A 26,671-nucleotide genomic window follows, 5' to 3' on the forward strand; every position below is an offset into this window, starting at 1 on the left:
GTTCATTTTTAGTCCCATTGGTTGGTTGAAGTCTTCGAAAGCGATTTGTGAATACGGTTGTGATTTATACATGTTTCTGTCCTCATTTCAGTAAAAGTGCAAGGTTTTGTTTAACATCCTATAAAAACCCTTGCATCTATTATATCAATCATTAGTTGTAAAAGGCAGCAGAATAAGCATAGTTTATTATTCAGTAGACATTAATTAATAAGTGCTATAATATTCACTAATATAACTAGTTTAATTTTAATGAGGTAGAACAACTTAAATTTAAAGACAGTTATTAAAACTATAGAAAATTATTAGAGAATATAAATTTCGTTACAATATTAGGAGGTAAAAACATGGAATTAATTGTAGTAATAGCATTTATTTTGTTTCTTTCATCTAGAAATTCTAATAAGAAAGATGTATTAATGAAGGATTTTCCTTCACCTGATTTAAATGACTTGTTTGACAAAAAAAATTATAATTCTTCTAAAAATAAAAATTACTCAAATCAAGATAGGGAAGATGCTTCTTTCAAACAAGAAGATATTTTTTTACATATGACAATACTATTTTTAATGAGAAACTATGGAAAATTTCAGGGAAGTCTGCATTAATTAGATCACAAGAAGGAGATGAATACTTCTTATTTATGGAAACGGGAAAGCATAGTTTAAGAGACGAAAAGTTTCTAATTGAGTATGCCATCGAACAACATTATGATACAAAAGGACAAAAGAAAATGTATTTTAATAATATTAGTGTTAATGGTATTCAAGTTGGAGGAAAAGTAACCAATAAAAAAAGTGCTGCTTCTGTCTTAAAGGATATCTCAAATATGACCAAAGATGCTATTTTTGATGAAGAGGCTATTGGCAATCGCTTTTTTCTTGAATGTGCAGCAACATTGTTATTCAATGAGATTAATTTGAATAGAACGCTAACAGATTATACAAATATGCCAAAAGAAGTCAGAGAAAAATTTATTCAAAATGCATATGAAAGATTAAACCATTACGTTGACAATCTTGAAAATCTTTATTATAAGGAATCTAATCATCATAGTGCCGATATTAACAGTTTTGATATCTATTTAAAAGTTATGGAATTTCAAAGTGTAAATGGTATTACTTACGATGATATCAAAGTTCAATATAAAAAATTGGCAAAAAAATATCACCCTGATTCAATTAATGGAGATGAAAATAGGTTTAAACTAATTTTAGATGCATTTGAGTATTTACAAGAATATTATCCAAAATAAACTATGGGAATGATAATGTCTAGTAAGAAAATTTATAATGTGTTTAAAAAACCAGAGTTATCTATGTTGATGGCAGAAAAAGAAAAAGTTAATGAAAGTTTAGTTTAGAAGAATATCAAATTATAAAAAAATAGACTCAGACATAAAAGTAATGTTGTGAAAAAATAGTTCTGTTTTTGTATGTTTTGATAGAAATATAGAATAATGTATTCTAAAACAACTGAATAAAATAATCAGTATTTTAGAAGTGTATTTTAGAAGTGTATTTTTTAGGAAATCTTTTGTCCTAGTCAATATTTTCTTGAAATTTCTGGATCAATGAGTTTAAATACCTTTTAAATACCTTTTTAACTAAAAATTATTATAGAAAAACTTATTTCCTATTCACAAAAGGAAATAAGTTTTTTTGCTAATTAATGACAAAATAATGAGCGTTCTCTAATTTTAAAAAGTGGCTTTAGAATAAGCTTTTGAGACATAAAAAAGACTAACTATCATTTTCATGGAAGATAATATTACACAACGATTGCACATTTTAATTGATTTCTCATCAAAACATCATTATACTTTTAATTTGTACTAGAGAATAGTGCATGAATACTTCAAAATAATGAGATGTTCATATTTTTTTGCAAAAGGAGATGAGGCAACGTTGATTAAACTGCAAAATGTAAATAAATATTTTGGAGACCACCATGTACTGAAAGATATCAATCTAGAGGTGGCGGAAGGGGAGAAAATCGTTATTATCGGGCCTTCGGGTTCTGGTAAAAGTACGACTGTTCGATGTATGAACTTCCTTGAGGAACCGACATCAGGAGAAGTTTTTATTGAAGGCAAACAAGTGACTGCAAAAAACAAATTAGAAGTTGTACGCAATTCTTCTGCAATGGTTTTTCAACAGTTCAACCTCTATCCGCATATGACGGTGTTGGAAAATCTGACGATTGGTCCAATAAAGCTGCAAAAAAAATCTAAAAAAGAAGCAGAAGAAACAGCCTATAAGTATTTAGATATCGTAGGGCTGAGAGAGAAAGCCAATGTTTATCCGTCCACTTTATCAGGTGGACAACAGCAAAGGGTCGCTATCGCGAGATCCCTTTGTTCAGAAACGAAAATCATTTTATTCGACGAACCGACTTCAGCTTTAGATCCGGAAACGGTGCAAGAAGTGCTGGATGTTATGATCCAGTTGTCGAGTATGAATATCACGATGGTCGTCGTGACACACGAAATGGGATTTGCAAGGCAAGTAGCAGACCGAGTTATTTTTATGGATGAAGGGACGATTTTGGAAGTAGGGACTCCGGAACATTTCTTCGATAATCCGACTCATGAACGAACGAAAGAATTTTTAAGCAAAATTTTAAGATAAAACAGGGATAATTAGGGGGAAAAAGAGATGAAAAAAAGAAATCTATTTGCTACATTGATGTTGTCCAGTTTATTATTTTTAGGAGCTTGTTCGTCAGATGAAGGTTCAGCAACTGAGTCGACAAGCGGTGCGGATCAAGTTACCGTTGAATCCATCAAAGAAGCAGGCGTATTGAAAGTAGGAGTCAAAGAAGATGTTCCGAACTTCGGCTTGAAAAATACTGAGACAGGTGAGATCGAAGGATTTGAAATCGATATTGCGAAAAAATTAGCGGAAGATATTTTAGGTGACCCAGACGCTATCGAGTTGACGCCAGTTACAGCAAAAACACGTGGTCCATTATTGGATAACGGCGAAGTTGATATGATCATCGCTACCTTTACAGTAACAGATGAACGTAAAGAAACTTACAACTTTACTGAAGCTTATTATGAAGATGCAGTTGGTTTGCTGGTGAAAAAAGATAAGAATTATGAAGGCTTGAAAGATATGGATGGAGCAACTATTGGAGTATCGCAAAGTTCAACAACAGCCGATGCTATTAAAGCAGAAGCTGAACAATACGACATTACGATGGACTTTTCAGAGTACGCAACTTATCCAGAAATCAAAGCGGCTTTAGATTCTGGTCGTGTAGATGCATTCAGTGTGGACAGATCGATCTTGGCTGGTTATTTGGATGATTCTACTGTGATCTTACCAGATCGTTTTGCGACTCAAGATTATGGAATTGCAACGAAGAAATCAAATACAGAATTGGCAGAGCACGTAAATGAGTTGATCACTACATGGGGAGAAGATGGCACTCTTGATGGATTGGTTTCAGAGTGGGGACTGAATGAATAATGAACAGTACAAATCCGTTCGCTCTTTGGAGATGGGAGGCTCTGTTTCAAAACTTTGACAGTATTGGGACTGGTTTTTTAAGGACACTTCAAATCGCTGTCTTAGCCTTGCTGCTGTCTTTGGTGATAGGCGTATTCGTTGGGATTCTTTCCACAGCTCAAAGCTGGCTGCCGCGTTCTATCGCTCGGGTGTACGTGGAGATTTTCCAAAACATCCCGCTGGTCATTCAGATTTTCTTCATGTACAACGGTTTGGCTATGGCTGGTTTAGTGTTGAGTGAATTCACGATCGGGGTAGTAGGTGTCGGGCTGTATCATGGAGCATACGTAGGAGAAGTCGTGCGGGCCGGTATTTTATCAATGCCTAAAGGCCAGCATGAGGCCGCCTATTCTCAAGGGTTCAATTACGTTCAAACGATGCGCTACATCATCTTGCCGCAAATGGTGAAAAGTATATTGCCGCCATTAACGAACCAAGCGGTCAATTTGATCAAAAATACCTCCGTATTGGCGATCATCGCTGGAGCGGACTTGATGTATGCAGCTGATTCTTACGCTTCTTATTCGTTAAACTACGGACCGGCTTATGTCGTAGCGGGGCTGCTGTATTTCTTATTGTGCTTCCCGCTGGCGACTTTCTCTCGGAAATACGAAGAGAAATTGAAGAAAAATGATTCCGTAGTAGTGGATATTCCGGAGGTGATGGAATGATCGAGTCTATAAAAACCGTTTTTACTCAGCCTAACGTACTTTTTTTACTGGACGGCTTAAAAACGACTTTACTGATTTCTATAGGGGTAGTGATTCTTTCCATCCTATTCGGAACTCTTTTAGGATTAGTGCGGAACTATGAAAGAAAGTTTTTCGGCAAATTATCCGGATTCTATATTGAGTTGTTTCGCAATACGCCGTTGCTGCTGTGGATGTTGGGTTGCGCCTTCTTGATTCCAGGAAGTACGATCTTATTGAAAGGGTCATTTGCATTGTTCCTGTATACCGCTGCAGTAGTGGCCGAGATCGTTCGGGGAGGATTAAACGCGATACCAAAAGGGCAATTTGAAGCCGCTCATTCTCAAGGGTTCTCATTTTTCCAAACCTTGTGGTATATCATCTTGCCGCAAACATTCAAAAAAGTCATTCCGTCTTTGTTGTCGCAAGTGATCACTACCATCAAAGATACGTCATTCCTTGCTGGGTTGGGAATCATAGAATTTACACGAAGCGGACAAGTGATTTTAGGAAAAGTCACTAAAACATCAGAAGTCTTTATGATCTATGCTTTCTTAGCGTTAGTGTATTTCCTGATTTGTTTTACCTTGTCTGTTTTAGTCAGAAACTGGCATAGCAGAAACTCAGAAAATGTTTGACGGAGCTTTATCCATAAAAACAGGGCATATTCCTTAGCGACAAAAGGGATATGTGCTGTTTTTTGTTTGGGTTATTTTAAACGAAAATTAGCTATATCTAAAATACGAATATAATATTAATTTTTATTAATATTGTTCGAGTTAGTGTTTGGCTGTTTTTTATTCTTTTTTCATAAAATAATAGACTATACCAATAATAGATAATTGTTAGCCGTCAAATATAAAAACGTATTAATTAAGGTTTTTATTAAATAATTTAATCGTAATATTAGAATATACCATATTTGATGTGAGATGTTCTGACATGCGAGGTGAGGTTTAGAGAATTATTTTAACAAATTCAATGAAATGTATTGCAATCTTCGTTATTTGGTGTTAGTTTTTATAACATGTTATAAAAACAGCTAGTCGAATAGGAGGAGTTGCAAATGTTTGAAGCAACAGATACGCTTTGGGTTTTGATAGGAACGGTATTGGTATTTTTTATGCAGGCAGGATTCGCGATGGTAGAGACAGGGTTCACTCGGGCAAAAAATGCAGGTAATATTATTATGAAGAACTTGATGGATTTTGTATTAGGGTCTTTGATGTATTGGATCATTGGATTTGGAATTATGTTTGGGCCAAGTGTCGCAGGGCTTATCGGAGCGCCTGATTTATTCGTGCAAGGAAATTACGATTCAACGATTCCAGGGTATGTATTTTTGATGTTTCAGACAGTTTTTGCTGCAACTGCAGCGACAATTGTTTCAGGAGCAATGGCTGAGCGGACAAAGTTCAGTTCTTACTTGATTTATACGTTGATTATTTCAACTATTGTTTATCCAATTTCTGGTCACTGGATCTGGGGCGGCGGGTGGTTGTCTGAATTAGGATTTATAGATTTTGCAGGTTCAACGGCTGTTCATATGGTAGGTGGTGTCTCAGCTTTGATTGGGGCGAAAATACTTGGTGCCCGTATCGGCAAGTATGACAAAGATGGAAAAGCACGTGCCATTCCTGGACATAGTTTAACACTGGGAGCTTTGGGAGTCTTTATTCTTTGGTTTGCTTGGTTTGGATTTAACGGTGCATCTACTGTATCAGCTACAGGGGATGAGACACTGGCTTTGATCGGAACCATCTTTTTAAATACAAACCTTTCTGCTGCAACAGCGACGTTAACAGCTATGACGATCACTTGGATGAAGTACGGTAAACCTGATATCTCAATGACGTTGAACGGATCACTGGCTGGACTTGTAGGGATCACGGCTGGTTGTACAGTGGTCTCGCCAGTCGGAGCAGTTGCCATCGGGGCGCTCTCTTCTATTGCTTTGGTATACGGTTTGGAATTTGTAGAAAATAAAGCCAAAATCGACGATCCGGTTGGCGCTTTTGGGGTTCATGGAACAGCAGGGGCTTTGGGAACGATTTTGGTAGGAGTATTCGCTGTCGATGGCGGAATTCTGTATGGCGGAAACTTTGAACTGCTTAGTGTACAAATACTTGGAGTTGCGGCAGTTGCATTGTGGGTGATTGTAACGATGACAATAGCTTTCCTTGTCATTGATAAAACCGTTGGATTGCGAGTCAGCGAAGAAGAAGAAATTGCTGGGATGGATGTTTCAGAACACGGCTTAGAATCCAGTTATGGAGATTTTGTAACTGTGCCTTTTGGCCAAGTACCTGTATTTCGAGGAATGAATAAGGAGCCAAAAGATGTTGAGCTGGCATTTGCGGGAATGAGTTATGGAGAGACAGATTTCGAGGAAAAAGGTACAGCAACAACAACAAAAATTGAATTACCAAAATTGGGACGAGCTATTTCAAATGAAGAAAAAATATCCAAAGTCGATATTATTGCTAATGAAGATAGATTTGAAGAACTGAAAGATGCGTTGAACAAAATTGGTATCACTGGAATGACGGTTACAAAAGTTTATGGTTATGGGATGCAAAAAGGGCATACCACTTATTATCGAGGAGCGGAAGTGGACACAAATTTATTGCCTAAAACACGCATCGAAATCATCGTCAGCAGTGTTCCGGTAAAAAGCGTAGTCGAAGCAGCACGCAAGGTTCTTTATACCGGCCAAGTCGGAGATGGGAAGATTTTTGTGTATGATGTGGAAAATGCTATACGGATTAGTACGGGTGACTATGGTTCATCAGCACTGGATTACTCTGAGAGTACAGAAACCGTTGTCTAATGAATTAGATAAGGTTCAAATACAGTATTCATGAAGCACACTGCGGCAATAGAGTTGAAAAAAACGTTCAAGAAACTTAAAAACAATCATCAACGTAAATGTGCGTTTGCCAACCACCAAAAGCCTCACACTAAATATAGAATAAGCTGAGTGTCGATTTCTCTTGAAGAGAAGTCGGCATTTTTTAATGGAGTAGGGGAACTTATTCATTGGTTGTCGTGTTCTTTAAGGTTGATTTTGGAACAAATAAAAAGAGTATCTCTTTACAAATCGAACAAGCGTTCGTATAATGGGTTTAAAAGAGAACAAGGCGGTGTCTGACATGCACGATAAATCGGAAGAGAATAATAGAGTGATCGATCCCAATACTTCAGGCTATGTAGATAGAAAAATGGCCAAGTGGCAAGGTCTGATTCTATCTGAACATGCGGAACTGTTAAAAGAAGAGAAAAAAAACAAGGGGAACACCACTGAAGAAAAAGAGAAACAGACTCCGGAAGAAATCTACTCGTTGATCGACGACTCATTTAGCCGGAAAGAAATAATAGCGATTCAGCTGGACTGCTTGTTCAATGGCCAATATGAGGAAGATCTTGTAGGGGTTGTTTGCGGATACTATGAGAACAGTATTTATGTCCAAACGATTGATGCTGGGTTAGTGGTTTGTGAATTAGAATTGATCCGCAATGTGGAGAAGACAGAAACTCCAAAGTGGTTTAGGGTGTAAAAAAAACGGAATGAACAAGGAGATGTGAATCATGATCAGAATGGATTACTCTTATCAGCCAAGACGCGATATTCTGTGTATTGATGTAAAATCTTTTTTTGCTTCAGTAGAGTCTGTTAAAAGACGCATACATCCCTTAGAGTCTTACATCGTCGTAATGAGCAACCCGGATCTGGAAGGCGGGCTTGTATTGGCTGCTTCGCCGAAAGTCAAAGAAGAATACGGTATTCGAACGGGTTCTAGGCGTTTTGAAATTCCTGTGCATTCAAAAATCGAAATTGTCGAACCTCGAATGGCCTTGTACATAAAAGTTAACCTGATGATCAACAACTTGTTCAAAGAATTTGTTGCAGAAGAGGATATTCATATCTATAGTATCGACGAAAGTTTCTTAGATGTTACCCGTTCACACGCTCTTTATGGGTCAACCGAAGAAATAGCTAAACAGATCCAAAAAACCATCTTTCAACGATTGAGATTAGTGACCTCGATCGGTATTGGAGATAATCCTTTACTAGCTAAACTAGCTTTGGATAATGAAGCAAAAAGAACTCAATCGCAAATAGCCATTTGGCACTATGAAGATGTTCCGGAAAAGCTTTGGAAGATCCATCCCATCACCAATATGTGGGGGATCGGGGGAAATACGGCTAAGAATCTGTATCGATTAGGGATCGATTCGGTGTACAGCTTATCTCAATATGATGTGGATGCGCTGAAACGCGTTCATGGAGTGATTGGCGAGCAGCTCTTTTATCATGCTCATGGAATAGATCATAGTGTGCTGTCCGAAAAATACACCCCTCATTCAAAAGGGTACGGCAAAAGCCAGATCTTAAAAAGAGATTATGTCAATCAGTATGAAATTGAAGTGGTTATCAGGGAAATGGCCGATGAAGTGGCGGCCAGATTAAGGAAACATCATGCAGAAACGGGAGTGATCCACTTATCCGTCAGCTATTCCAAGGACGTTTTAGATAAAGGCTTCAGCCGCCAAATGAAGATCTTTCCCACTTCTTCAAACGTTAAAATCATCGAAACCTGTTTACAGATTTTTCGAACGCATTACAACAATCAACCTGTACGTCAATTAGCGATCCGGTGCGGAAAAATAGCGTATAAAAAACAGCTGCAACTGAACTTGTTTGAAACTCCTGAAAAAACCATCCATACAGAAGAGTTGGAAGTCGTCATCGACAGAATTCGAGAAAAGTATGGATTTAGTTCTTTAGTCCATGCCAGCAGCCTGACTAAGGGAGGCACAGCGATCCAACGAAGCGGACTGGTCGGCGGTCACAAAGGATAGCAGATCTATGAAAAAAATACGAAAATTCATACTGGATTACGAAGCAAATAGGCTAAACTCCACTTTGGTTTTGAAGCTTTATCAATAGATTAGACAAAAAAGGATAGAGAATAATTTGTAGATTGATGGCGTTTGAATTGAATAATAAGATACAATACAGAGAGAGTTCTTTGTTATAATGGAGGCAGTCTGGAGTGAGTGTCATGACATTAAAAGAACAAAGACAACAAATGTTAAGTGGCGAGATGTACAATGATCTAACCAAAGAATTAATAGAAGCTAGAGAAAAAACAGTGCTGTTGACAAATCAATACAATGACAGTTTCGGTGAACCATCAGAAATTAGAGAAGAAATGTTAAAACAATTATTGGCGTCTGTTGGAGAAGGGGTTCATTTTGAGCCCAATTTCAGATGTGAGTTTGGTTTCAATATCTCGATCGGAAATAATTTCTATGCCAATTTTGATTGTGTGATGTTAGATGGCGGCAAAATCGAAATTGGAGACAACGTTTTGTTTGGACCAAGAGTAGGCATTTACACATCCAATCATGCCCTTGATGCCGCAGAACGCGTGGCTGGCGGATGCTATGCAAAAAAGGTAACCATTGGAAACAATGTCTGGATTGCTGGATTGGTGCAGGTGTTCATATCAATCAAGGGGTAACCATTGGAGAAAATGCCATTATTGGTTCGGGGAGTGTGGTAAATAAAGATATCCCAGCCAGTGTAATCGCTGCAGGTGTTCCGTGTAAGGTCATTCGAGAAATTACTGAAGAAGACAAGACCGGATTTCAATCCTAAACGAATGCATCATTATGGGAAAGGGGAAGAGCATGAAATCGCAAAAACCTAATGACTTAAAACAACACAATGTCCAAGCTATCCGCAAATTATTTATGGAGCAGCAGCACGACTTAACGAAAACTGAAATTGCACGTCTGACGTCTTTAAGTGTAGTGACGACCAATAAATTGATTAGTGAAATGATAGCGGCCGGTGAGCTTGTTTCTCTCCAACAGTCTGTCTTTACAGGTGGCAGAAAAGCAATGGTCTATCAGTTAAACAAAGACTACAAAACTATTTTGACCATCCGTTTTTATGAGACCGATAAAAAGCAAACAGCCTTATTAAGGGTATCTAATTTGCGCCATGAGTGCATTGTAGTCCAAACGGTTCATTTAACAGAAAACACGATGGATAGCGTATTGAATGCAATAAAGAAACTCCTGAACGAGTATTCGAAGATATCGGTTATTGTCATTGGTATTCCAGGTGTTGAAATGGATGGTAATTTTAAGATTATGGATTTTTCTTCTATGAAAGGCATCAATATTCGAGCCCGCTTAAAAGACATGACCGATTTGCCGGTTATTATAGAGAATGATATTAACGCAGCAACTTATGGATTCGCAAAGGAAAACAGCACTGAAGAAATCGTGGCTGGATTGTATTGTCTAGAAAATTATCCTCCAGGTTCAGCGGTAGTCATTCAGGATCGCATTTTCTGTGGTGCCAATGGTTTAAGTGGTGAACTGAAACATCTATCCTACTATGATAATGTGCACTTTCCCGTAGTAAATCGGTCAAAAGCAGCAGGGCTTGTGGAACAATCCCTTCGTACGATCATTAGTATGTATGACCCACATGAAGTAGTGATTTTTGATGTTGATCGATTCATTACAACCGAAATATGGGCTGAGATTTCCGCAAGAATCACTCAAATTTTCCCTTATGGGTATTTGGCAAAGGTAACAATTTATCATGATGTAGCCGAATATTATTTAATGGGTCTCAATGAATTGGGGTTGAAGCTTATTCTAGAACAGCCATTTTAAATGACTTGACTATTCACTGCACACCCTTAAGCTACTTATGCAGTGGGAGGGCAGCGATTGGATGAAACCTTGTCGTTTGTATTTTTTTAGGATAAAATAGAACGAACTTAATAAGGAAAACTAATAATCTTGGAGGATACTGTATGCGAACGCAAAGAGAACGAATGATTGCTGGAGAATTGTACACTGGCGATAGCGAATTACGAAAAATGAATCAGAGGAACCGCCGTCTTCTTCATAAGTATAATTCAATGACTGTAGACGAATCAGCGGAGCGAGTGGCATTATTGAAAGAACTATTGGGAAAAACTGGAGACAAAGTCCACTTTGAACCGCCATTTCGATGTGACTATGGCGATCATATTTCTGTAGGCGAGAATTTTTATGCCAATTTTGATTGCATCATGTTAGATGTTGCACCGATCACGATTGGCGATAATGTGTTATTTGGTCCTAGAGTAGGGGTTTATACTGCAGGACACCCGATCGATGCTGAAATAAGAACTTCTGGTCTAGAATTTGGGACCCCCATCACAATTGGCGACAATGTTTGGATAGGCGGCAACGTTGTGATCAATCCAGGTGTTACGATTGGAAATAATGTGATTGTTGGTTCAGGATCGGTAGTTACCAAAAGTCTTCCTGATAATGTCGTAGCTGCAGGAAATCCATGCAGAGTACTAAGGGAAGTAACAAATGAAGATAAAGTCTATTGGACGAAATTGAAAGAAGAGTATGAACAAGAAATGAATAGCTGATATAAATACTAAAAGGAGACCCTCACGGAGTGCATAAAAACTGAAGTGTATTTTTTAGTGCGGGTTTCCCTTCAGCTATAATTGTTTGATCTTCCATGTATCTCTCGCTTTCTTTTTGGTCTGGTTTGTTTAAGTGATCAGATCAAAAATGAGTGGAATAAAAAATTGGAAGATTTTTCTAACCTGCTGTATAAACGGTGGAGAATCAATCTGAAAAAAAGAGAAACCTGAAATTAAAATCAGGTTTCTCTTTTTTCTACATAAATTTTAAAAGCAGCTTTATTGCTGACGGCAATGATGCTTCCATCCGCACTTTTCAAAGTGAGATCCCCTTCGTAGGCTTCTTTAGAAAGGAGAGTGTATCGTGCTCTCAGCTGGATTTTTTTAGAGGTCAAATATTCCAAAAACTCCTGGTCATCTTTGACTTCCTTGATCACAAAAGATTCTCCTGGAGAAAGCTCAATCAAACTAGGAGACTGAGTAGTAGAAATTGTACTGTCTTTAGCAGGAATAGTACCACCATGGGGATCAAATTCTGGTTCCCCTAAAAAATGATATAACCGTTCAATAAGCTCGTCAGAAGAAGCGTGTTCAAGGCGATCAGCCTCAGCGTGTACCTCTTTCCAATCATACCCCAATTTTTCCAACAAAAAGACTTCCCATATTCGATGTTTGCGAATGACTTGATTAGCTAAACGCAATCCTTTTTCAGTAACTTGTACGCCTTTATAAGGAATACGTGTGATAAGGCCTTCTTTCAACAACTTTGAATTCATGTCTGTTACCGATGCAGCAGTTACATTCAGAGCCTCTACTAATTGTTTATTATTCACTATTTTTGTTTCTCCGCCTAGTCCCGCAATGGTTTTTAGGTAATCTTCTTTACTTGGCGTCATTTAAGTACTCCTTTTGATGTCATTTGTCTTTATTATACCGCATTAAAAAAAACAAACCAATGTCAAAAATAGGTCCTATTGTGAATACCAAATGGAATTTATATTATATGATATTTTCATTTGCAACGGATACAAGCTCTATATGGAACAAAACCTTCTTCTCTTTATTAAGCTTGACTTTAAATGTTTTTTAGATTAACCTTAAAATAAAGTTTAGGTAAACCTAAAACGTAAATGAGGAAGGGAAATAAAATGAACAATACAATGATTCAAGTAGAGAACCTCAGCGTTAATTACGCAGGAAACAAAGCCATATATGACATTGATTTAACCATCCCTACTGGCCACATCACAGGAATTATCGGTCCAAACGGGGCAGGTAAATCAACATTAGTAAAAAGTTTATTAGGACTGATTGATTATCAAGGAACGGTAACTTTTGGAGAGAAAAAACTAAAACAGGTTCAAAAAAATATTGCTTATGTTGAGCAGCGTCAAGAACTGGATCTTAGTTTTCCGATCAATGTATTTGATACGGTTTTACTAGGGACCTATCCGAAACTGGGATTAATAAAGCGCCCTGGTAAAAAAGAAAAACAACTAGCTCAAGAAGCTCTAGAAACGGTAGATATGCAAGACTATAGTCACCGTCAAATCGGTGAATTATCGGGTGGTCAACTGCAACGTGTCTTTATTGCACGGGCTATTGCACAACAACCGGATTGGTTCTTTCTTGATGAGCCTTTCGTCGGAATCGATGTTGTTAGTGAAGAAGTGATTGTGAAAGTATTGAAAAAATTGCGGGACGAAGGCAAATCAATGGTGATCGTTCATCACGATTTAAGCAAAGTAACAGAATATTTTGATCACTTGATCATGCTGAATAAAACGGTATCTGCATCTGGCCCAGTTGAACAAGTATTTAAGAAAAATAATTTAAGCGCTATTTATGGTACCAGTTTTGTTGACTTAGTTTCAGGAGGTAAATAAAATGATTGCAAATTTTATTGACGGTTTAACGAATTATCAATTTTTACAAAATGCCTTGATTACATCTTTATTAGTTGGTTTTGTGGCGGGGATTATTGGTTCGTTTATCATTTTACGTGGAATGTCCTTAATGGGTGATGCCATTTCCCATGCGGTTCTGCCTGGAGTAGCCATCTCCTATATGTTTGGCTTTAGTTATGTTATTGGAGCTTCTTTCTTCGGTGTTTTAACGGCGGTTCTTATAGGCTTCATTACTGAGAAAAGTACGCTGAAAAATGATACTGCGATCGGGATTGTTTTTAGCAGTTTCTTTGCTTTAGGTGTGATTTTGATTTCATTTGCGCAAAGTGCTACTGACTTATACCATATTTTATTTGGTAACGTGCTGGCAGTTCGTGACTCAGACATGATGTTAACAGCTGTTGTGACCATTGTCTCGCTCATCTTTATCTTATTATTTTTCAAAGAATTAAAACTGACTTCGTTTGATCCTGTGATGGCAAAAGCTGCTGGTTTACCGGTTAAATTTTTCCATTATGCTTTAATGTTTTTGCTCACATTAGTGGCAGTCGTTTCCTTGCAGACTGTTGGTACGATTTTAGTGATTTCTATGCTGATTACACCAGCAGCCACTGCCTATCTATTAACGAATAATTTGAAAATCATGATGTGCTTATCCGCATTCTTTGGTATGTTTAGCTCGTTTATCGGTCTTTTCTTCAGTTATTCTTATAATCTGGCTTCTGGAGCAACCATCGTGCTGACTGCTGCCGTATTCTTTGTGATGGCATTTTTATTCGCTCCGCAAAAAGGTTTATTGATTCGTAGAAAATTGGAAAAAAATAGTGAAGAATTAGTCTAAATGATGAATAGAAAGTAGGAAAAGATAATGAAAAAGTGGTGTAAATTAGTAAGTGTCGGACTTGGTTTACTCATTCTCGCAGCCTGTGGAAATCAAGAAAGTACCTCTGAAGAAAGCAGTACTGGGAATGAAGCAGTGTTGAATGTGGTCGCAACGAATTCTATTATTGCAGATATGGCAGAACAAGTCGGTGGAGAACTGATCAACATGCATAGTATTGTTCCCATTGGTACCGATCCACATGAACATGAAGTATTACCAGAAGACATTCAAAAATCCGAAGAAGCGGATATCATTCTATACAACGCCTTGAATCTAGAAACGGGGAACGGTTGGTTTGATGATTTAATGGAAACAACGAACAAAGTTGAAGATGAAGACTATTTTGCAGTCAGCAAAGAGGTTGAGCCTTTGTATTTAACCAGTGAAGGTCAAAACAGTCAAGCTGACCCGCATGCTTGGTTAAACTTACAAAATGGGATTCAATATGTCCGTGAAATCGAACGAATATTTATTAGTAAAGATCCTGCGAACGAAGCCGCTTATACGGCGAATGCTGATGCCTATGTTGAACAATTGACCGAACTGGATACGCAAGCACAATCTGCTTTCAATGATATTCCCGAAGAGAAGAAATTACTGGTGACGAGTGAAGGGGCGTTTAAATATTTTGCCAAAGCATATGGTCTAGAGGCAGGATATATTTGGGAAATCAATACTGAAAGCCAAGGTACGCCTGACCAAATGACAACTATTATTGATAGCATCGAAGTCTCTGAAGTACCTGTGCTGTTTGTTGAAACAAGTGTGGATTCACGAAGTATGGAACGTGTCTCAAAAGAAACAGATCTTCCCATCTATACTAAAATCTACACGGACTCTATTGCTAAAGAGGGAGAGCCAGGCGATTCTTATTACAATATGATGAAATGGAACATTGAAAAAATTCATGAAGGCTTAAGCCAAACAACTGGTGAAGCTCAACCATTGAGTGAATAGACTTGATTCAAATAAGATATTAAGTTGGAAAATTCTTCTTTCAATATGTTAGATGTCGTGCTTTACTAAGTTTTAAAGTAGAAAAACAATAATATACACTCCAAATGGTTGAGGGAAAATCAAATTTTTGGAGTGTATTTTTGTGTCTCTTTATTTTCTAACGTTGGTAAAGCAATTTATTCCGGTCTTGGGTATGTTCATGGAAAGCCGCGAGACCGGACTTAAACCAGCCATCTTTGCTTATGTTCGAATATGGTTATACCATTCAACGCCTTCCTCTAGAGAAATGCTCTATTCAATGTGATGAGAGGCTTTCTTTTGAGGAGTAAATGAAGGTTATTCTTCAAGTGAGGAGTGAAAAATTCCTGACTTGAAGAATAAAATGGATTTATTTATTAAGTGGCGTTCAATTAAGTTCTCACTTGACTAGTAAACTGTACTTATTCATCAAGTGAACTTGAAATGAAGCCTCACTTGATGAATAAACTAAAACAATAATGCTGCTGGCTGTCTTAGGCTCAGTAATGTCCTGCTCCAAGAAACGATTAACGAAGAAACATCGTTTTTATTTACCAACGTCAAATGTTTTAGAATCATTTTTGTGTCTAAACATAAAGAATCATTTCAGCTGTATTTTTCTATTTCAGAAGTATGGCGTGAAAGCCTTCATAATAAATCCTGTGATCTTTAATAATCTATAACCAATGCGTACAATTGGAAATTAATCTACAGAAGAGTTACCATAAAAGTAGATTCAAATAAAGAAGGAGGAAATATTCATGTCAATAAAAGTAGCGATTAATGGATTTGGACGTATCGGACGTTTGGCGTTGCGCCGGATGTTGGAAATGGACACAGAATTAGAGGTAGTTGCGATCAATGACTTGACGGATAATGACGACTTAGTTTATTTGCTAAAATACGATACTGCTCAAGGACGCTTCCCTTATGAGGTAGAAGTAGGGAACGACACGATTATTGTGGATGGAAAAGAAATCAAAGCATACGAAGAAAAAGATGCGAGCCAATTGCCTTGGGGCGACTTAGGTATCGACATCGTTCTAGAATGTACTGGTTTCTATACTTCAGCGAAAAAATCACAAGCTCACTTGGATGCAGGAGCAAAACGCGTGTTGATCTCAGCACCAGTAAAAGCTGCCGGAGCAGAAGTAGACAACACGAAAACCATTGTTTATGGAGTTAACCATGATTCGTTGGATGCAGATGATCAAATCGTTTCTGCAGCGTCTTGTACAACGAACTGCTTGGCACCGATGGCAAATGTATTGAACAAAAAATACGGTATCAATAGTGCATTGATGTCAACAATTCATGCCTATACAGCAACACAAGCGCTTCAAGACTCGCCAGGCGGACGTAAAAACCGTGCCGGAGCGCAAAATGCGATTCCAGCTTCAACAGGGGCTGCTAAAGCAGTAGGAAAAGTTATCCCTGAATTGGAAGGGAAAATTGATGGTACAGCTGTCCGTATCCCAACTGTTACAGGTTCGATGACAGAGTTGTACTCAGTATTGAATACAAAAGTAACCGTTGATGAAGTCAATGCGGCAATGAAAGAAGCTGCAACGGATGCATTCTTATACAATGAAGATGACATCGTATCTTCAGACGTTATCGGAGTGCCGGCTGGTTCTATCTTTGACGCAACTCAAACGAAAGTTATGGATGGCGAAAGCGGTCAATTGGTCAAAACAGTTGCTTGGTACGACAACGAGTACGGTTTTGTAGCCAACATGGTCGGAACGTTAGAACACTTTGCAAATATTAAATAAATAGGTTTAATCTAGCGGGGAGCATTAGCTCCCCGCTTTTGTGTGTTAAATGATGCAAAAAAACTCGAGGCTTATTAAATAGCCTCGAGTTTTTGATAGATTAATCAGTTGTTTAAACGGGTATTATCAAAGCTCTGCAATGGATCTGAATATTTCTGAATAGACTGCTTTTATGTTTTCATCTGTATTTTCGTCATCGTACAAATAAAATTCCCAAGCTGTTGAACTATCGGCAGTCTCAGCATAGAATCCGCTGGCATAACTCGTTCCTGGTGTCCATTCCCAATCTTCCCAGGAATCATCGTCAAAATCTAAATCTGCTTCTGTAAATGGAATATGGTTGTTAGCCTCTATAAAAAAGAACGGAATGGGAGAATCTAAGTAAATTTTTGCGTATTGATGTTCACTGGCTTGCGATAAGTTTTCGGGCATGATAAAAACCGCATCATAGGAATCGAAATCATTATTCATGACATCATCAAAAGTAATCTCCTCAAAACTAACTTGTTCTTCTTTGATCTCCGGAAAATCTCCTATAACAGCAATAGTTAATGGTTTGCCTGTATAAGGTTTATACAATTGATGTTGTGAATAAAATGACAGTGAGAGCACTAGAGTGGCGATTAAAAGCAAGAAAATCCATTTAAGACTTATTATTCTTTTCATCCTACATCTCCTCAAATATAACAGTTACGATACAATTTAATTAAGCTAAGTGTACCATAACAGTTGATTAAATAAATGATGTTTTAAAAAATTCTATTTGTTACTATAGCTATGGAAGCTCTTTTTCAGAGAATTGTACTTGTACTTTTAAAGTGCCATAATGGAACTAAATCTATTCGAAGAAGAGGAGCGTGACTGTATGGCTGAACCGAAAATGAAAGAAAATGACAATAGTGTGATCGACTTTATCGAAAGCGTAGAGAATGAGAAGAAAAAGGCGGATGCTTATCAGCTGCTGGACATTTTTGAAGAGGTAACGGGCTATAAAGCAAAAATGTGGGGTCCTAGTATTATCGGCTTTGGCAGCTATCACTATAAGTATGCCTCTGGACATGAAGGGGATGCACCTTTAGCGGGATTCTCACCAAGAAAAGCGAAACACACTCTTTATCTGGCGTATGAAAGTGAAGAAAGAGAAAAGCTGCTGGAAAACTTTGGCAAACATACGAAAAGCAAGGCGTGTATCTACGTGAATAAACTAGCGGATATCGACATTGATGTTTTAAAAGAGTTAATTAAACAATCAGTAGAAACTTACTAGAATCTTTATCCGAAGGAATAAAAAAGTTTTTATCTAACAGCACAAACCCGACCACAGAATTCTTCGGTCGGGTTTTAGCTATCTCAAACATTTCTATAATAAAATATTTTATTTGTTGAACGCTAAAATCATTTCTTTATACAAATCAATGAATTTCAAGTAAACATCTTTATGCACGTATTCATCAACTTTGTGAGCCATTTTAGTCAGACCGGGTCCGAACATCATGAATGGGAACTCGTCGCTTTTAGAGCGCAGGAAGTTGGATCCGTCAGTTACTCCTGGAGAACCAATCGTTCCAGGCTTTTCACCGAAATATTTCTCGTCTAACTTTTTTCGTTTTTGAGAAAATAATATTAATAATTGCATACTTTGGTATTAAGTAACCGTGATTTTTAACGATGAAAGAATTACTTTGCGGTATAGGTAAAAGTCCATAAATATATTCATTGGTAAAGCTTACAAAACACTATTTTTACGGTATTATGCAGGAAAAGAAATAAGGAGGGATTTTTTTGAAGATTACTAAGGTATACATTGAAAACTTTAGAAATCTTACCGAGGTTTCTGTACGTTTAATGGGAGTTACTGCGATTATTGGTAATAACAATAGTGGAAAAAGCAATTTTTTAAGAGCGCTTACGTTGCCCTTGTTATCAGAAGAGATAGGTACTAGTAGTAAAAATTTAAGTTGGACCGACATTGGTAATGAGTCTAAAAATAAGTATTATGAATTTATTGAAAGTAATAAAGATGCTCTTTCTAAAGGAAAAGTTGAGCTGTCAATGTTTGAAGCAATTATTCCTAAAATTACAGTTACAATTGAATTTACGGTTGAAGACTCTGAGTCATATTCAATGAAGGATTTCGCTGTTAGTTTTTCAGAAACAGGAGAAGCACAATACCAATTATCATATAGTTTTACTTGTAAAAATTCGAAAGAGTTAATGGAGCATGTTGCTGAAGTTATTAATAATACTGATTCTGGTAACAGCTTAGAAGAATTAAAATTAAATTTACTACCAGTTAGTTTATATACATATGCTATTTACGTTCCATTTAAAGAAAAAAACCTTTCATATGACAATTTGAAACTATTAAAATATAACTCTATACAAGCTGAGAGAGACGAATTCTCCAATAGTAATACAAGATTAGGATCAAAACAATTAGTACAGCTTTTAAATAAAAAATTATCAACTTCTTCTATGATTAAAATAGAGTCCGAATATACCAATTTTTTTGAACAAATAAAATCATTATCGGGAATGGATGAAGTATTAAACTGGCAAGAAAATACTGAAATAAAAAATGCCCAAGACTTCTTTTCTAAAATTTCTATATTACCTAACATGCCTCCAATGACTTCTTTACTTAATAGCGTAAGATTAGGGTACGACGAATCTTCACTAGCTTCACAAGGTTTAGGTTACAGAAACCTTATTTTACAACTTGTTATGATTAATTCGCTAATTGAAGCTAGTAATTCTTTATATTCTTTATTAACTGTAGAAGAACCTGAGGCCCATTTGTGTTATGAAAATCAACAGATAATGAATAGTTTTATTTTAAATATTGCTAGTGGAAATAAAGATCTTCAATTAGTTTATTCGACTCATAGCTTACAATTTTTAGATAAACTAGATTTAAAGAATATCGTTTTAATAAATGAAGGGAAGGGGTACGCTTTTATAGAAGAATTTACTTCAAATAAATTGAACTATCTTTCAAAAAATCCTAACTTGGATTTATTTAAACTTTTTTACTCCAGTCGTTGTATTTTAGTAGAAGGAATATCGGAAGAATTATTGATAAAGTCTTACATAAAAAATAAGCACAACACTCTATCAAATATAGAAATTATTTCTTTTCATAAAGGCTTTAAGAAAATCATCGATATTTGGTTGAAAATAAATATACACACTAATAACAAATTAGGAATCATTAGGGATTTTGATAATCAACCTAGAGCTCAAGAAGAGCATGAGGCTTATAATTCATACGATAATATTTTCGTAAAGACTACTGTAAATTATACATTAGAAGATGATATTGTGATGCAAGGTAATAACTTTTCTATTTTAAAAAAATATTTTGAAGCTATGTATGGATGGTCAAATATTGAAACCCCAGAGTTGTTATCCAAGAAGTGGAAATCAGCTAAAGCTGAGATTATGTTGCAATTTTGTGTAGATATAGGTAATGAGGAGTTAAGTAACGTAGAATTACCGCAACATATTGCATTAGTACTTAATTCTCTTGAAATTGTTTAAAGAAGAGGGTGATAAGTATGGAAATTAAAATTGCTGGAGCTGGAGCTGGAAAAACGACTAAATTAGCTCAGAAAATAATTGATAGGCAATTAAAAAATAATGGTAAAATAATTTATTGTGTTTCATTTACGAATTCTTCAGTAAACACAATCATTGATAAGTTAAAAAACTATTATGGAGAAATTCCTAAAAATATCAAAGTTAGTACAATACATTCTTTTCTGAATTCAGAACTGATAAATCCTTATTATTTTATTCTATATGGAAAACAATTCCATCATATTTCCAATGCTAGTCTAAGTGACAAACCTAAATTTAAAAATTCAGAACTTAAAAGACTAGAAGAGAAAGGTTTTTTGCATGTAGATACATTCACCGCTAAAGCAAAATATGTAATGTGCGGAAAATCAGGTGACCGAAAAAAGCACAAAGAAACTAGAGGTAATATTCAGGATTTATTCTCTAAGTATTTTGATGCTTTATACGTAGATGAAGCGCAAGATATAGATAAAAATTTTAAAGAAATACTGATGAAGTTTGATGAGTTAGGCTTATATGTAGAAGTAATAGGAGACCCCAAACAAGATTTAAAAGGTCTGGGATGCCTTCCTGAATTAATAAGGGAATACTCCCAAGAGGTAACTTATATTAAAGAATCTTTTAGATGTCCGCAATGTCATTTAAATTTTTCGAATATATTTATTGGAGAAAATGAACAACAATTCTCTCCTCAAAAAAGACAAGGTACACTTAATTATTATTTTGAATCTGAAATAGATGACTTACATAAATTTATCGAAAAAAAGAATTATGACTTAAAGTATATACACCAAAAAAACGAACGATTCGACACTCATGCTCCAAGAAGAATGGATAACTATCTATTTAATGAGTTAAAAATTGTTATTTCAAGCAAAGAGGAAAAACCGATAAGCGATATTTTGGTAATAAAAAGTGCCAGTACTTTAGCATATGAATTAACAAAGCAAGTAATCGTTCATAAATTTAAGCCAGAAGATGCAATAAAAAGAACACTTCCTTACGGATTTGTAAAACCAGCTGAGTATTATAAAATACTTAAAGCTTTAGAGATTGAAACCAATAACGTTCAAAATGATAAATATATTGTAAGGTCCATAGAGTCTGTGAAAGGTTTAGGGGAAAAAAATTGTTTATTTATAGTAACGCCAAGTATCTTTCCATATATCCTTGGTCAGAAAATAGGAGGGAAAATTGCAGCTAACTTGTATGTTGGACTAACCCGTTCTAAAGAAAATCTTGATTTATTGATAACAATCGAATCCGAGATGAAATTCTCTAAGGAAAATATAGCTAGTTTCTTTAAGAATGTTATTTAATGTTACGTATTTTATTAAAAATGAAAAAGGAGTTGTGACTTTATGGATGATAAGTTAGACCGAAAAGGATTAATTATAATTAATGGCTCAATGTGTTTTACAGACATAGAAAGGGAAGAGTTACAGCAAGTTTTTGAATTAAACAATATGAACATACTTTTCTTGGAGCAACGTGGTATCCAAAATTCAATTTTCGATGGTATAGAAATTATATTAAACAATAACTTGTTTAATCTAGTAGCAGGAGGTTTATTGATGCCAGCTGCTTATGATGCTCTAAAAAAAGGCTTGGTCTTTGTTATAAAAAAAATTAAATATAGTAATGCTAAAATTTTGAGAGCAAATAAAGATTTAGAACAAACAAATATCGTTATTAAAATTAAAACCGATAATGGAGAAATAATTGCATCAATTAATCGAGAACTAAGTGAAAAAGAAGTAGAAGAATACATTCAAGCAATGATTGCAGCATCTAAAATAATAAAGGGAACTGATAAAAAAGATTATTATTATATCATTGATAAAAATACAGATGACTCTTTAGAAATACTCTCACTATCCAGCTACTTAAAAAAACACAATAAAATTTAAAATACTATTTTTACAATACAATAAGAAGCTGGGACAAAAGTGTTTTTTCAAAAAATTTAGTCCCATCTCTATAGTAGCAATGAAATAAAAAGAAAAAATGCATTCCCACTATTGGATGAATATTCCAGTAGTTTTGGGAATGCATTTTTTATAGAGACCTTTTGTCCCAGGCTCTTATCTATTTTGATAAATTTTCGTAGTTAATCTAGGGCCTGTGATTTTACTGATTAAATGCTAAAATCATTTCTTTGTACAAATCAATGAATTTCAAGTAAACATCTTTGTGCACGTACTCATCAATTTTGTGAGCCATTTTAGTTAAGCCGGGTCCAAACATCATGAACGGGAACTCGTCGCCTTTAGAGCGCAGGAAGTTGGATCCGTCAGTTACTCCTGGAGAACCAATCGTTCCAGGTTTTTCACCGAAATACTTCTCGCCTAAATCTTGAGCGATTTCTACCAGTTCAGATTTTCCATCTGTGAACACACTCGGCAGAGCCATTGTGACTTCTACATGAATCTTAGCATCTTTTTGCTTGTTGATTTCTTCAGCAATCTCATTGAATTTGGCAATGACTTCTTCCGTATCGTATTCAGGAATCGTCCGCACGTTGAATTCTGCAGCAGCAACCTCAGGAATCGAGTTGACTTGCTGCCCGCCTTGTACGATCGTGCAGTTCATAATCAATTCGCCCAGCGTTTCATTTGAGCGGCTCGGGTCGCGTACTTCTGCGTTCACTCGAGTAATGAATTCAGCTAGTGGATCGATCGCGTTGTAACCTAAATGCGGCATAGCACTGTGCGCTTCTTGTCCTTTCGAAGTGACTTTGAAGTTCAAGGAACCTTTATGCGAATAAACGATTACATCTTGAGAGGGTTCTGCGACGATCAAAGCATCGACATCGTCCATGTAGCCTTCTTCATATAATTTCTTCGAGCCAACTCCGCCGACTTCTTCACCAGTCGTTGCCATGAAGCGGACAGAACCTTTCGTTAAGGTGTTGCTTTCTTTCAATTCAATCATAGCGATGGCTAAAGCAGCCAGTCCTGATTTCATGTCGTTAGCCCCGCGTCCATAAAGCTTGCCCTCTTTTTCTGTCAGCACAAATGGATCTGTCGACCAGTTGGAGACATCCCCTGGTGAGACGACATCCATATGTCCTGAGATCCCAAATACCGGCGATCCTGACCCAATTTCCGCTACCAAATTGACCCTGGTTTCTGTAACAGGAACGATCGTGGAGTCGATACCGTACTCTGCGAACAATTTCTTTAGGTATTCCGCTACTTCGATCTCGTTTTCGTTGACGCTATTAATAGCTACAAGATCTTCTAAAATAGTTAATTTTTGCTGCTCTGTAAAAACACTCATCCTAATTAGCTACTTCTTGTTTTTATCCTAAAACTTGCCGTACTCTCTACATCAATCTTACATGAAGCAGATGAAACCTTCAAATAAGGGGCTAAAATGCTAAAAAAAAGGTTGTCTCTGAAGAACGAAAAGTGATAGGCTACACTGAGATACTCATTCAATTGGAGGTATTCTGATGAATATCAAATGGAAAAATAAAACGTTAATAACCTATGTATTAATTTTACTCAGTATGGTGTTATCCATCTTATTTGTACAAAACAACTTTTACTTATACGACAAGCCGATAGCAGAAGTGATAGAAACTACGGTGACGGATGAAGAAGAAATGGTAGATTCCCTGAGCAATACAGATCAAGTATTTGATCAAACGGTGATCGGAGAAATCAAAAACGGCGACCATAAAGGGCAACGTATTCTAATGGAAAACCAATACTCCGCATCCGGTGCGGCGGACCACGAATATCAAATGGGAGATAAAATCTTCGTGAGTATTCAAAACGATGAGGGAACGCATTTGACAGGAAATATCGAAGGAGCTAAACGAGATACGTTTATCGTAGTTGCTGCCTGGCTATTTATTGTGACGGTCCTATGGGTCGGGAAAAAGAGTGGTTTGTATTCATTAATCAGTTTAGTCGTCAATGTTTTGGTATTGATGATGGCGATGAATTACTACACTGAGGGAGAAGACGTAAATTTATTCTGGATCTGCAGCGGACTGGTGCTTTTCTTTACAGTCTTTTCATTGTTGTTGGTGAGCGGAAACAACAAAAAGACCCATGCGGCTATTTTAGCCACTGTGGCAGGGACATTCTCGTCGTTGCTGATTGCTTATGCGGTCATTAAATTGACAGCTGGAGAAGGACTGCGGTACGAAGAGATGGCTTTTATCACCAGGAATCCGCAATCGGTGTTTTTAGCCAGTCTTCTGGTCGGTTCTCTAGGAGCCTCAATGGACATTGCCATCACGATCACTTCCTCGCTGTATGAGCTGACGGAGAAAAATCAGGCAATCGCCTTGAAAGACTTGAAAGCTTCTGGAAAAGAAATCGGCAAAGATATTATGGGGACGATGGCCAATGTGCTGTTCTTTGCCTATGTGAGCGGTAGTATCCCGATGATCTTGCTGTATTTGAAAAACGGCATGGCAGTGAATTACACGCTATCGATGAATTTGTCATTAGAGTTGACGAGGGCGCTAGTAGGAAGCATCGGGATCGTCTTAACGATTCCCATTAGCATCTATACAGCGATTTACTTCATTCGTAAGGGGAGGGTGGTCAAATGAATGCATTGATTTGGTTGGCGCTGATTTTATTTGCCCTCATGAAAGTGATTGGAGGGGAAAAAGGGACGCGCTCTTTTCTGGCCTTGTTCTTCAACTTCGGGATCATGCTGATCACTATTATCCTTATGACAGACCAAGCAATCAATCCGATCCTTTTGACGATTATTGCATGTGTATTGATCAGCTGCATCAATTTGTTTTACATCAATCAATTTAATTTCAAATCTCTTACGGCATTTGTTTCAACGATTCTTACGTTGATTTTGTTGATCTTCGCTGTTTTTATATTGGTAGAGAAGTCTAAAATTCAAGGATTTGGGATAGAAGAAATTGAAGAGTTGCTGTCATTTTCATTTTATGTCGGGATTGATTTTGGCGACATCATCATCTGTACGATCATCATGGGAACGATCGGAGCAATAACAGATACAGCTATCTCGATTTCTTCTGCGATGAGCGAAATCTACCTTCACAATCCGACTTTAGATCGGTACCAGTTATTCAAATCCGGGATGACGGTTGGAAAAGATATCCTGGGGACGACGACAAACACTTTGTTCTTTGCTTTTATCGGCGGTTATCTGGCGCTGATTATTTGGTTCAAAGATTTAGGCTATTCTTTAGCGGAAGTCTTAAATTCGAAAGTATTCGTTTCTGAAGTGATTTCGATTTTTTATACAGGGACGGGTGCTATTTTGATCATCCCAATCACAGCATGGCTTTCAGCATACAGTATGGTCAAATACAAAGACAAGCTCCGCTACAGTAAAGCGGAATAACAATAGAGAAATACTTGATGGACAAAAAAGATCGTACAGATTTTCAGCACGATCTTTTTTTGTTACGTCTTTCAGGACTGATAGAAGAAAACCAGGTACGTTGAGGCGATTGACAAAAGGATAATCCAAAAGATATAATTCATTCAAATAGATATTTGAATGAGAGGTGAGGATAATGGGTATAGAGGTTTGTAAAACGAATATCTTACATAAAGAAAAAGTAGAAAATGTAAAAAGCATATTGGACGAAAAAGACTTTTCAAGTTTACTTGCGTTAGGGAGATGCTTTGGAGATATATCTAGGATCAAAATTTTTTATGCTTTAGAAACGTACAAGGAAATGTGTGTCTGTGATTTGGCAGCTATATTGGATGCCAGTATAGCTACAACGTCACATCACTTACGATTTTTAAAAAAGCATGGAATGGCAATATCGCGACAAGATGGAAAGATGGTTTATTATTCTATAGTGAATGAAGAAGTACATTCGATCATTCGTGCTTTTTTCAATGTACCAGAAAATAAAATTATGAAATCTTAGT

At 36.7% G+C, this 26,671-nt stretch carries 26 protein-coding genes and 1 pseudogene; 23 read left to right on the forward strand and 4 right to left on the reverse strand.

What is annotated here, in order from left to right; all coding sequences use genetic code 11:
* Positions 1-344 precede the first annotated feature (344 nt).
* The 12 genes and pseudogenes from ACEN4I_RS02765 to ACEN4I_RS02820 all read left to right on the forward strand — a co-directional run bounded on the left by ACEN4I_RS02765 (position 345) and on the right by ACEN4I_RS02820 (position 11,658).
* Positions 345-605 (forward strand): hypothetical protein, encoded by a 261-nt coding sequence (locus ACEN4I_RS02765; RefSeq protein WP_407102039.1) that lies wholly within the window; start codon positions 345-347, stop codon positions 603-605.
* Positions 606-640: 35 nt separating this feature from the next.
* A complete protein-coding gene (locus ACEN4I_RS02770) occupies positions 641-1,252 on the forward strand; it encodes a J domain-containing protein (RefSeq protein ID WP_407102040.1) in 612 nt (203 codons plus the stop codon).
* Positions 1,253-1,904: 652 nt separating this feature from the next.
* The gene (locus tag ACEN4I_RS02775; protein ID WP_092480811.1) at positions 1,905-2,627 is read left to right on the forward strand and encodes an amino acid ABC transporter ATP-binding protein; all 723 of its coding nucleotides are present in this window, start codon (positions 1,905-1,907) and stop codon (positions 2,625-2,627) included.
* Between the two features lie 27 nt (positions 2,628-2,654).
* Entirely contained in the window at positions 2,655-3,473 is an 819-nt protein-coding gene (locus ACEN4I_RS02780; RefSeq protein WP_407102041.1) for a transporter substrate-binding domain-containing protein, read from the forward strand.
* The gene (locus ACEN4I_RS02785; protein WP_407097345.1) at positions 3,473-4,183 is read left to right on the forward strand and encodes an amino acid ABC transporter permease; all 711 of its coding nucleotides are present in this window, start codon (positions 3,473-3,475) and stop codon (positions 4,181-4,183) included. Before ACEN4I_RS02780 ends, ACEN4I_RS02785 begins: the two co-directional genes overlap by 1 nt.
* Positions 4,180-4,839, forward strand: coding sequence for an amino acid ABC transporter permease (locus ACEN4I_RS02790; RefSeq protein ID WP_407097346.1), 660 nt, complete (start codon positions 4,180-4,182; stop codon positions 4,837-4,839). The genes ACEN4I_RS02785 and ACEN4I_RS02790 overlap by 4 nt, the downstream gene beginning before the upstream one ends.
* Positions 4,840-5,267: 428 nt before the next feature.
* The gene (locus tag ACEN4I_RS02795; protein WP_407097347.1) at positions 5,268-7,031 is read left to right on the forward strand and encodes an ammonium transporter; all 1,764 of its coding nucleotides are present in this window, start codon (positions 5,268-5,270) and stop codon (positions 7,029-7,031) included.
* A 322-nt stretch (positions 7,032-7,353) separates the two neighbouring features.
* On the forward strand, positions 7,354-7,758 hold the full coding sequence (locus ACEN4I_RS02800) for a hypothetical protein (protein ID WP_407097348.1): 405 nt from the start codon (positions 7,354-7,356) through the stop codon (positions 7,756-7,758).
* Positions 7,759-7,789: 31 nt separating this feature from the next.
* Positions 7,790-9,064, forward strand: coding sequence for a Y-family DNA polymerase (locus tag ACEN4I_RS02805; protein WP_407097349.1), 1,275 nt, complete (start codon positions 7,790-7,792; stop codon positions 9,062-9,064).
* A 203-nt stretch (positions 9,065-9,267) separates the two neighbouring features.
* Positions 9,268-9,866, forward strand: a pseudogene (locus tag ACEN4I_RS02810) (sugar O-acetyltransferase).
* A 32-nt stretch (positions 9,867-9,898) separates the two neighbouring features.
* On the forward strand, positions 9,899-10,900 hold the full coding sequence (locus ACEN4I_RS02815; RefSeq protein ID WP_407097350.1) for an ROK family protein: 1,002 nt from the start codon (positions 9,899-9,901) through the stop codon (positions 10,898-10,900).
* 143 nt (positions 10,901-11,043) lie between these two features.
* On the forward strand, positions 11,044-11,658 hold the full coding sequence (locus ACEN4I_RS02820) for a sugar O-acetyltransferase (RefSeq protein ID WP_407097351.1): 615 nt from the start codon (positions 11,044-11,046) through the stop codon (positions 11,656-11,658).
* Positions 11,659-11,897: 239 nt separating this feature from the next.
* On the opposite strand, the gene ACEN4I_RS02825 is transcribed toward ACEN4I_RS02820, so the two are convergent.
* Positions 11,898-12,554, reverse strand: coding sequence for a metal-dependent transcriptional regulator (locus ACEN4I_RS02825; protein WP_407097352.1), 657 nt, complete (start codon positions 12,552-12,554; stop codon positions 11,898-11,900).
* Positions 12,555-12,806: 252 nt separating this feature from the next.
* Between ACEN4I_RS02825 and ACEN4I_RS02830 the strand changes: the two genes are divergently transcribed.
* The 4 genes from ACEN4I_RS02830 (at position 12,807) to gap (ending at position 17,198) form a co-directional block, all read left to right on the forward strand.
* On the forward strand, positions 12,807-13,544 hold the full coding sequence (locus ACEN4I_RS02830; RefSeq protein WP_407097353.1) for a metal ABC transporter ATP-binding protein: 738 nt from the start codon (positions 12,807-12,809) through the stop codon (positions 13,542-13,544).
* 1 nt (position 13,545) lies between these two features.
* Complete coding sequence (locus ACEN4I_RS02835; RefSeq protein ID WP_407097354.1) at positions 13,546-14,406, forward strand: metal ABC transporter permease; 861 nt, start codon at positions 13,546-13,548, stop codon at positions 14,404-14,406.
* A 27-nt stretch (positions 14,407-14,433) separates the two neighbouring features.
* Positions 14,434-15,405, forward strand: a complete 972-nt coding sequence (locus ACEN4I_RS02840; RefSeq protein ID WP_407102043.1) for a metal ABC transporter solute-binding protein, Zn/Mn family — start codon at positions 14,434-14,436, stop codon at positions 15,403-15,405.
* Between the two features lie 779 nt (positions 15,406-16,184).
* Positions 16,185-17,198, forward strand: a complete 1,014-nt coding sequence (gap, locus tag ACEN4I_RS02845) for a type I glyceraldehyde-3-phosphate dehydrogenase (protein WP_407102044.1) — start codon at positions 16,185-16,187, stop codon at positions 17,196-17,198.
* A gap of 126 nt (positions 17,199-17,324) precedes the next feature.
* Here gap and ACEN4I_RS02850 read toward each other — a convergent pair whose 3' ends face one another.
* Entirely contained in the window at positions 17,325-17,864 is a 540-nt protein-coding gene (locus ACEN4I_RS02850; protein ID WP_407102046.1) for a hypothetical protein, read from the reverse strand.
* Between the two features lie 199 nt (positions 17,865-18,063).
* Between ACEN4I_RS02850 and ACEN4I_RS02855 the strand changes: the two genes are divergently transcribed.
* Positions 18,064-18,465: a DUF1801 domain-containing protein gene (locus ACEN4I_RS02855; RefSeq protein ID WP_407102047.1), complete on the forward strand. Its 402-nt coding sequence runs from the start codon at positions 18,064-18,066 to the stop codon at positions 18,463-18,465.
* Between the two features lie 108 nt (positions 18,466-18,573).
* Here the strand turns inward: ACEN4I_RS02855 and ACEN4I_RS02860 are convergent, their stop codons facing one another.
* Positions 18,574-18,834: a M20/M25/M40 family metallo-hydrolase gene (locus tag ACEN4I_RS02860; protein WP_407102048.1), complete on the reverse strand. Its 261-nt coding sequence runs from the start codon at positions 18,832-18,834 to the stop codon at positions 18,574-18,576.
* 146 nt (positions 18,835-18,980) lie between these two features.
* On the opposite strand from ACEN4I_RS02860, the gene ACEN4I_RS02865 reads away from it, so the two are divergent.
* From ACEN4I_RS02865 to ACEN4I_RS02875, 3 genes are read left to right on the forward strand one after another with little or no spacing between them, the layout of a single operon-like run.
* Positions 18,981-20,738, forward strand: a complete 1,758-nt coding sequence (locus tag ACEN4I_RS02865) for an ATP-dependent nuclease (RefSeq protein ID WP_407102049.1) — start codon at positions 18,981-18,983, stop codon at positions 20,736-20,738.
* Between the two features lie 17 nt (positions 20,739-20,755).
* Positions 20,756-22,096 carry a UvrD-helicase domain-containing protein gene (locus tag ACEN4I_RS02870; protein ID WP_407102050.1) on the forward strand — a complete coding sequence of 447 codons (1,341 nt, stop codon included), beginning with the start codon at positions 20,756-20,758 and terminating at the stop codon, positions 22,094-22,096.
* 42 nt (positions 22,097-22,138) lie between these two features.
* Positions 22,139-22,687, forward strand: coding sequence for a hypothetical protein (locus ACEN4I_RS02875; RefSeq protein WP_407102051.1), 549 nt, complete (start codon positions 22,139-22,141; stop codon positions 22,685-22,687).
* 220 nt (positions 22,688-22,907) lie between these two features.
* On the opposite strand, the gene ACEN4I_RS02880 is transcribed toward ACEN4I_RS02875, so the two are convergent.
* Entirely contained in the window at positions 22,908-24,059 is a 1,152-nt protein-coding gene (locus ACEN4I_RS02880; protein ID WP_407102052.1) for an ArgE/DapE family deacylase, read from the reverse strand.
* A gap of 175 nt (positions 24,060-24,234) precedes the next feature.
* Between ACEN4I_RS02880 and ACEN4I_RS02885 the strand changes: the two genes are divergently transcribed.
* From ACEN4I_RS02885 to ACEN4I_RS02895, 3 genes are all read left to right on the forward strand, one after another.
* Positions 24,235-25,350 carry a YibE/F family protein gene (locus ACEN4I_RS02885; RefSeq protein WP_407097360.1) on the forward strand — a complete coding sequence of 372 codons (1,116 nt, stop codon included), beginning with the start codon at positions 24,235-24,237 and terminating at the stop codon, positions 25,348-25,350.
* Complete coding sequence (locus tag ACEN4I_RS02890) at positions 25,347-26,129, forward strand: YibE/F family protein (RefSeq protein ID WP_407102053.1); 783 nt, start codon at positions 25,347-25,349, stop codon at positions 26,127-26,129. The genes ACEN4I_RS02885 and ACEN4I_RS02890 overlap by 4 nt, the downstream gene beginning before the upstream one ends.
* Positions 26,130-26,304: 175 nt before the next feature.
* Entirely contained in the window at positions 26,305-26,670 is a 366-nt protein-coding gene (locus ACEN4I_RS02895) for an ArsR/SmtB family transcription factor (protein ID WP_407102054.1), read from the forward strand.
* The last annotated feature ends 1 nt before the right edge of the window (position 26,671 follow it).

The sequence above is a fragment of the Desemzia sp. FAM 23990 genome, from assembly GCF_045528485.1.
GTDB lineage: Bacteria > Bacillota > Bacilli > Lactobacillales > Carnobacteriaceae > Desemzia.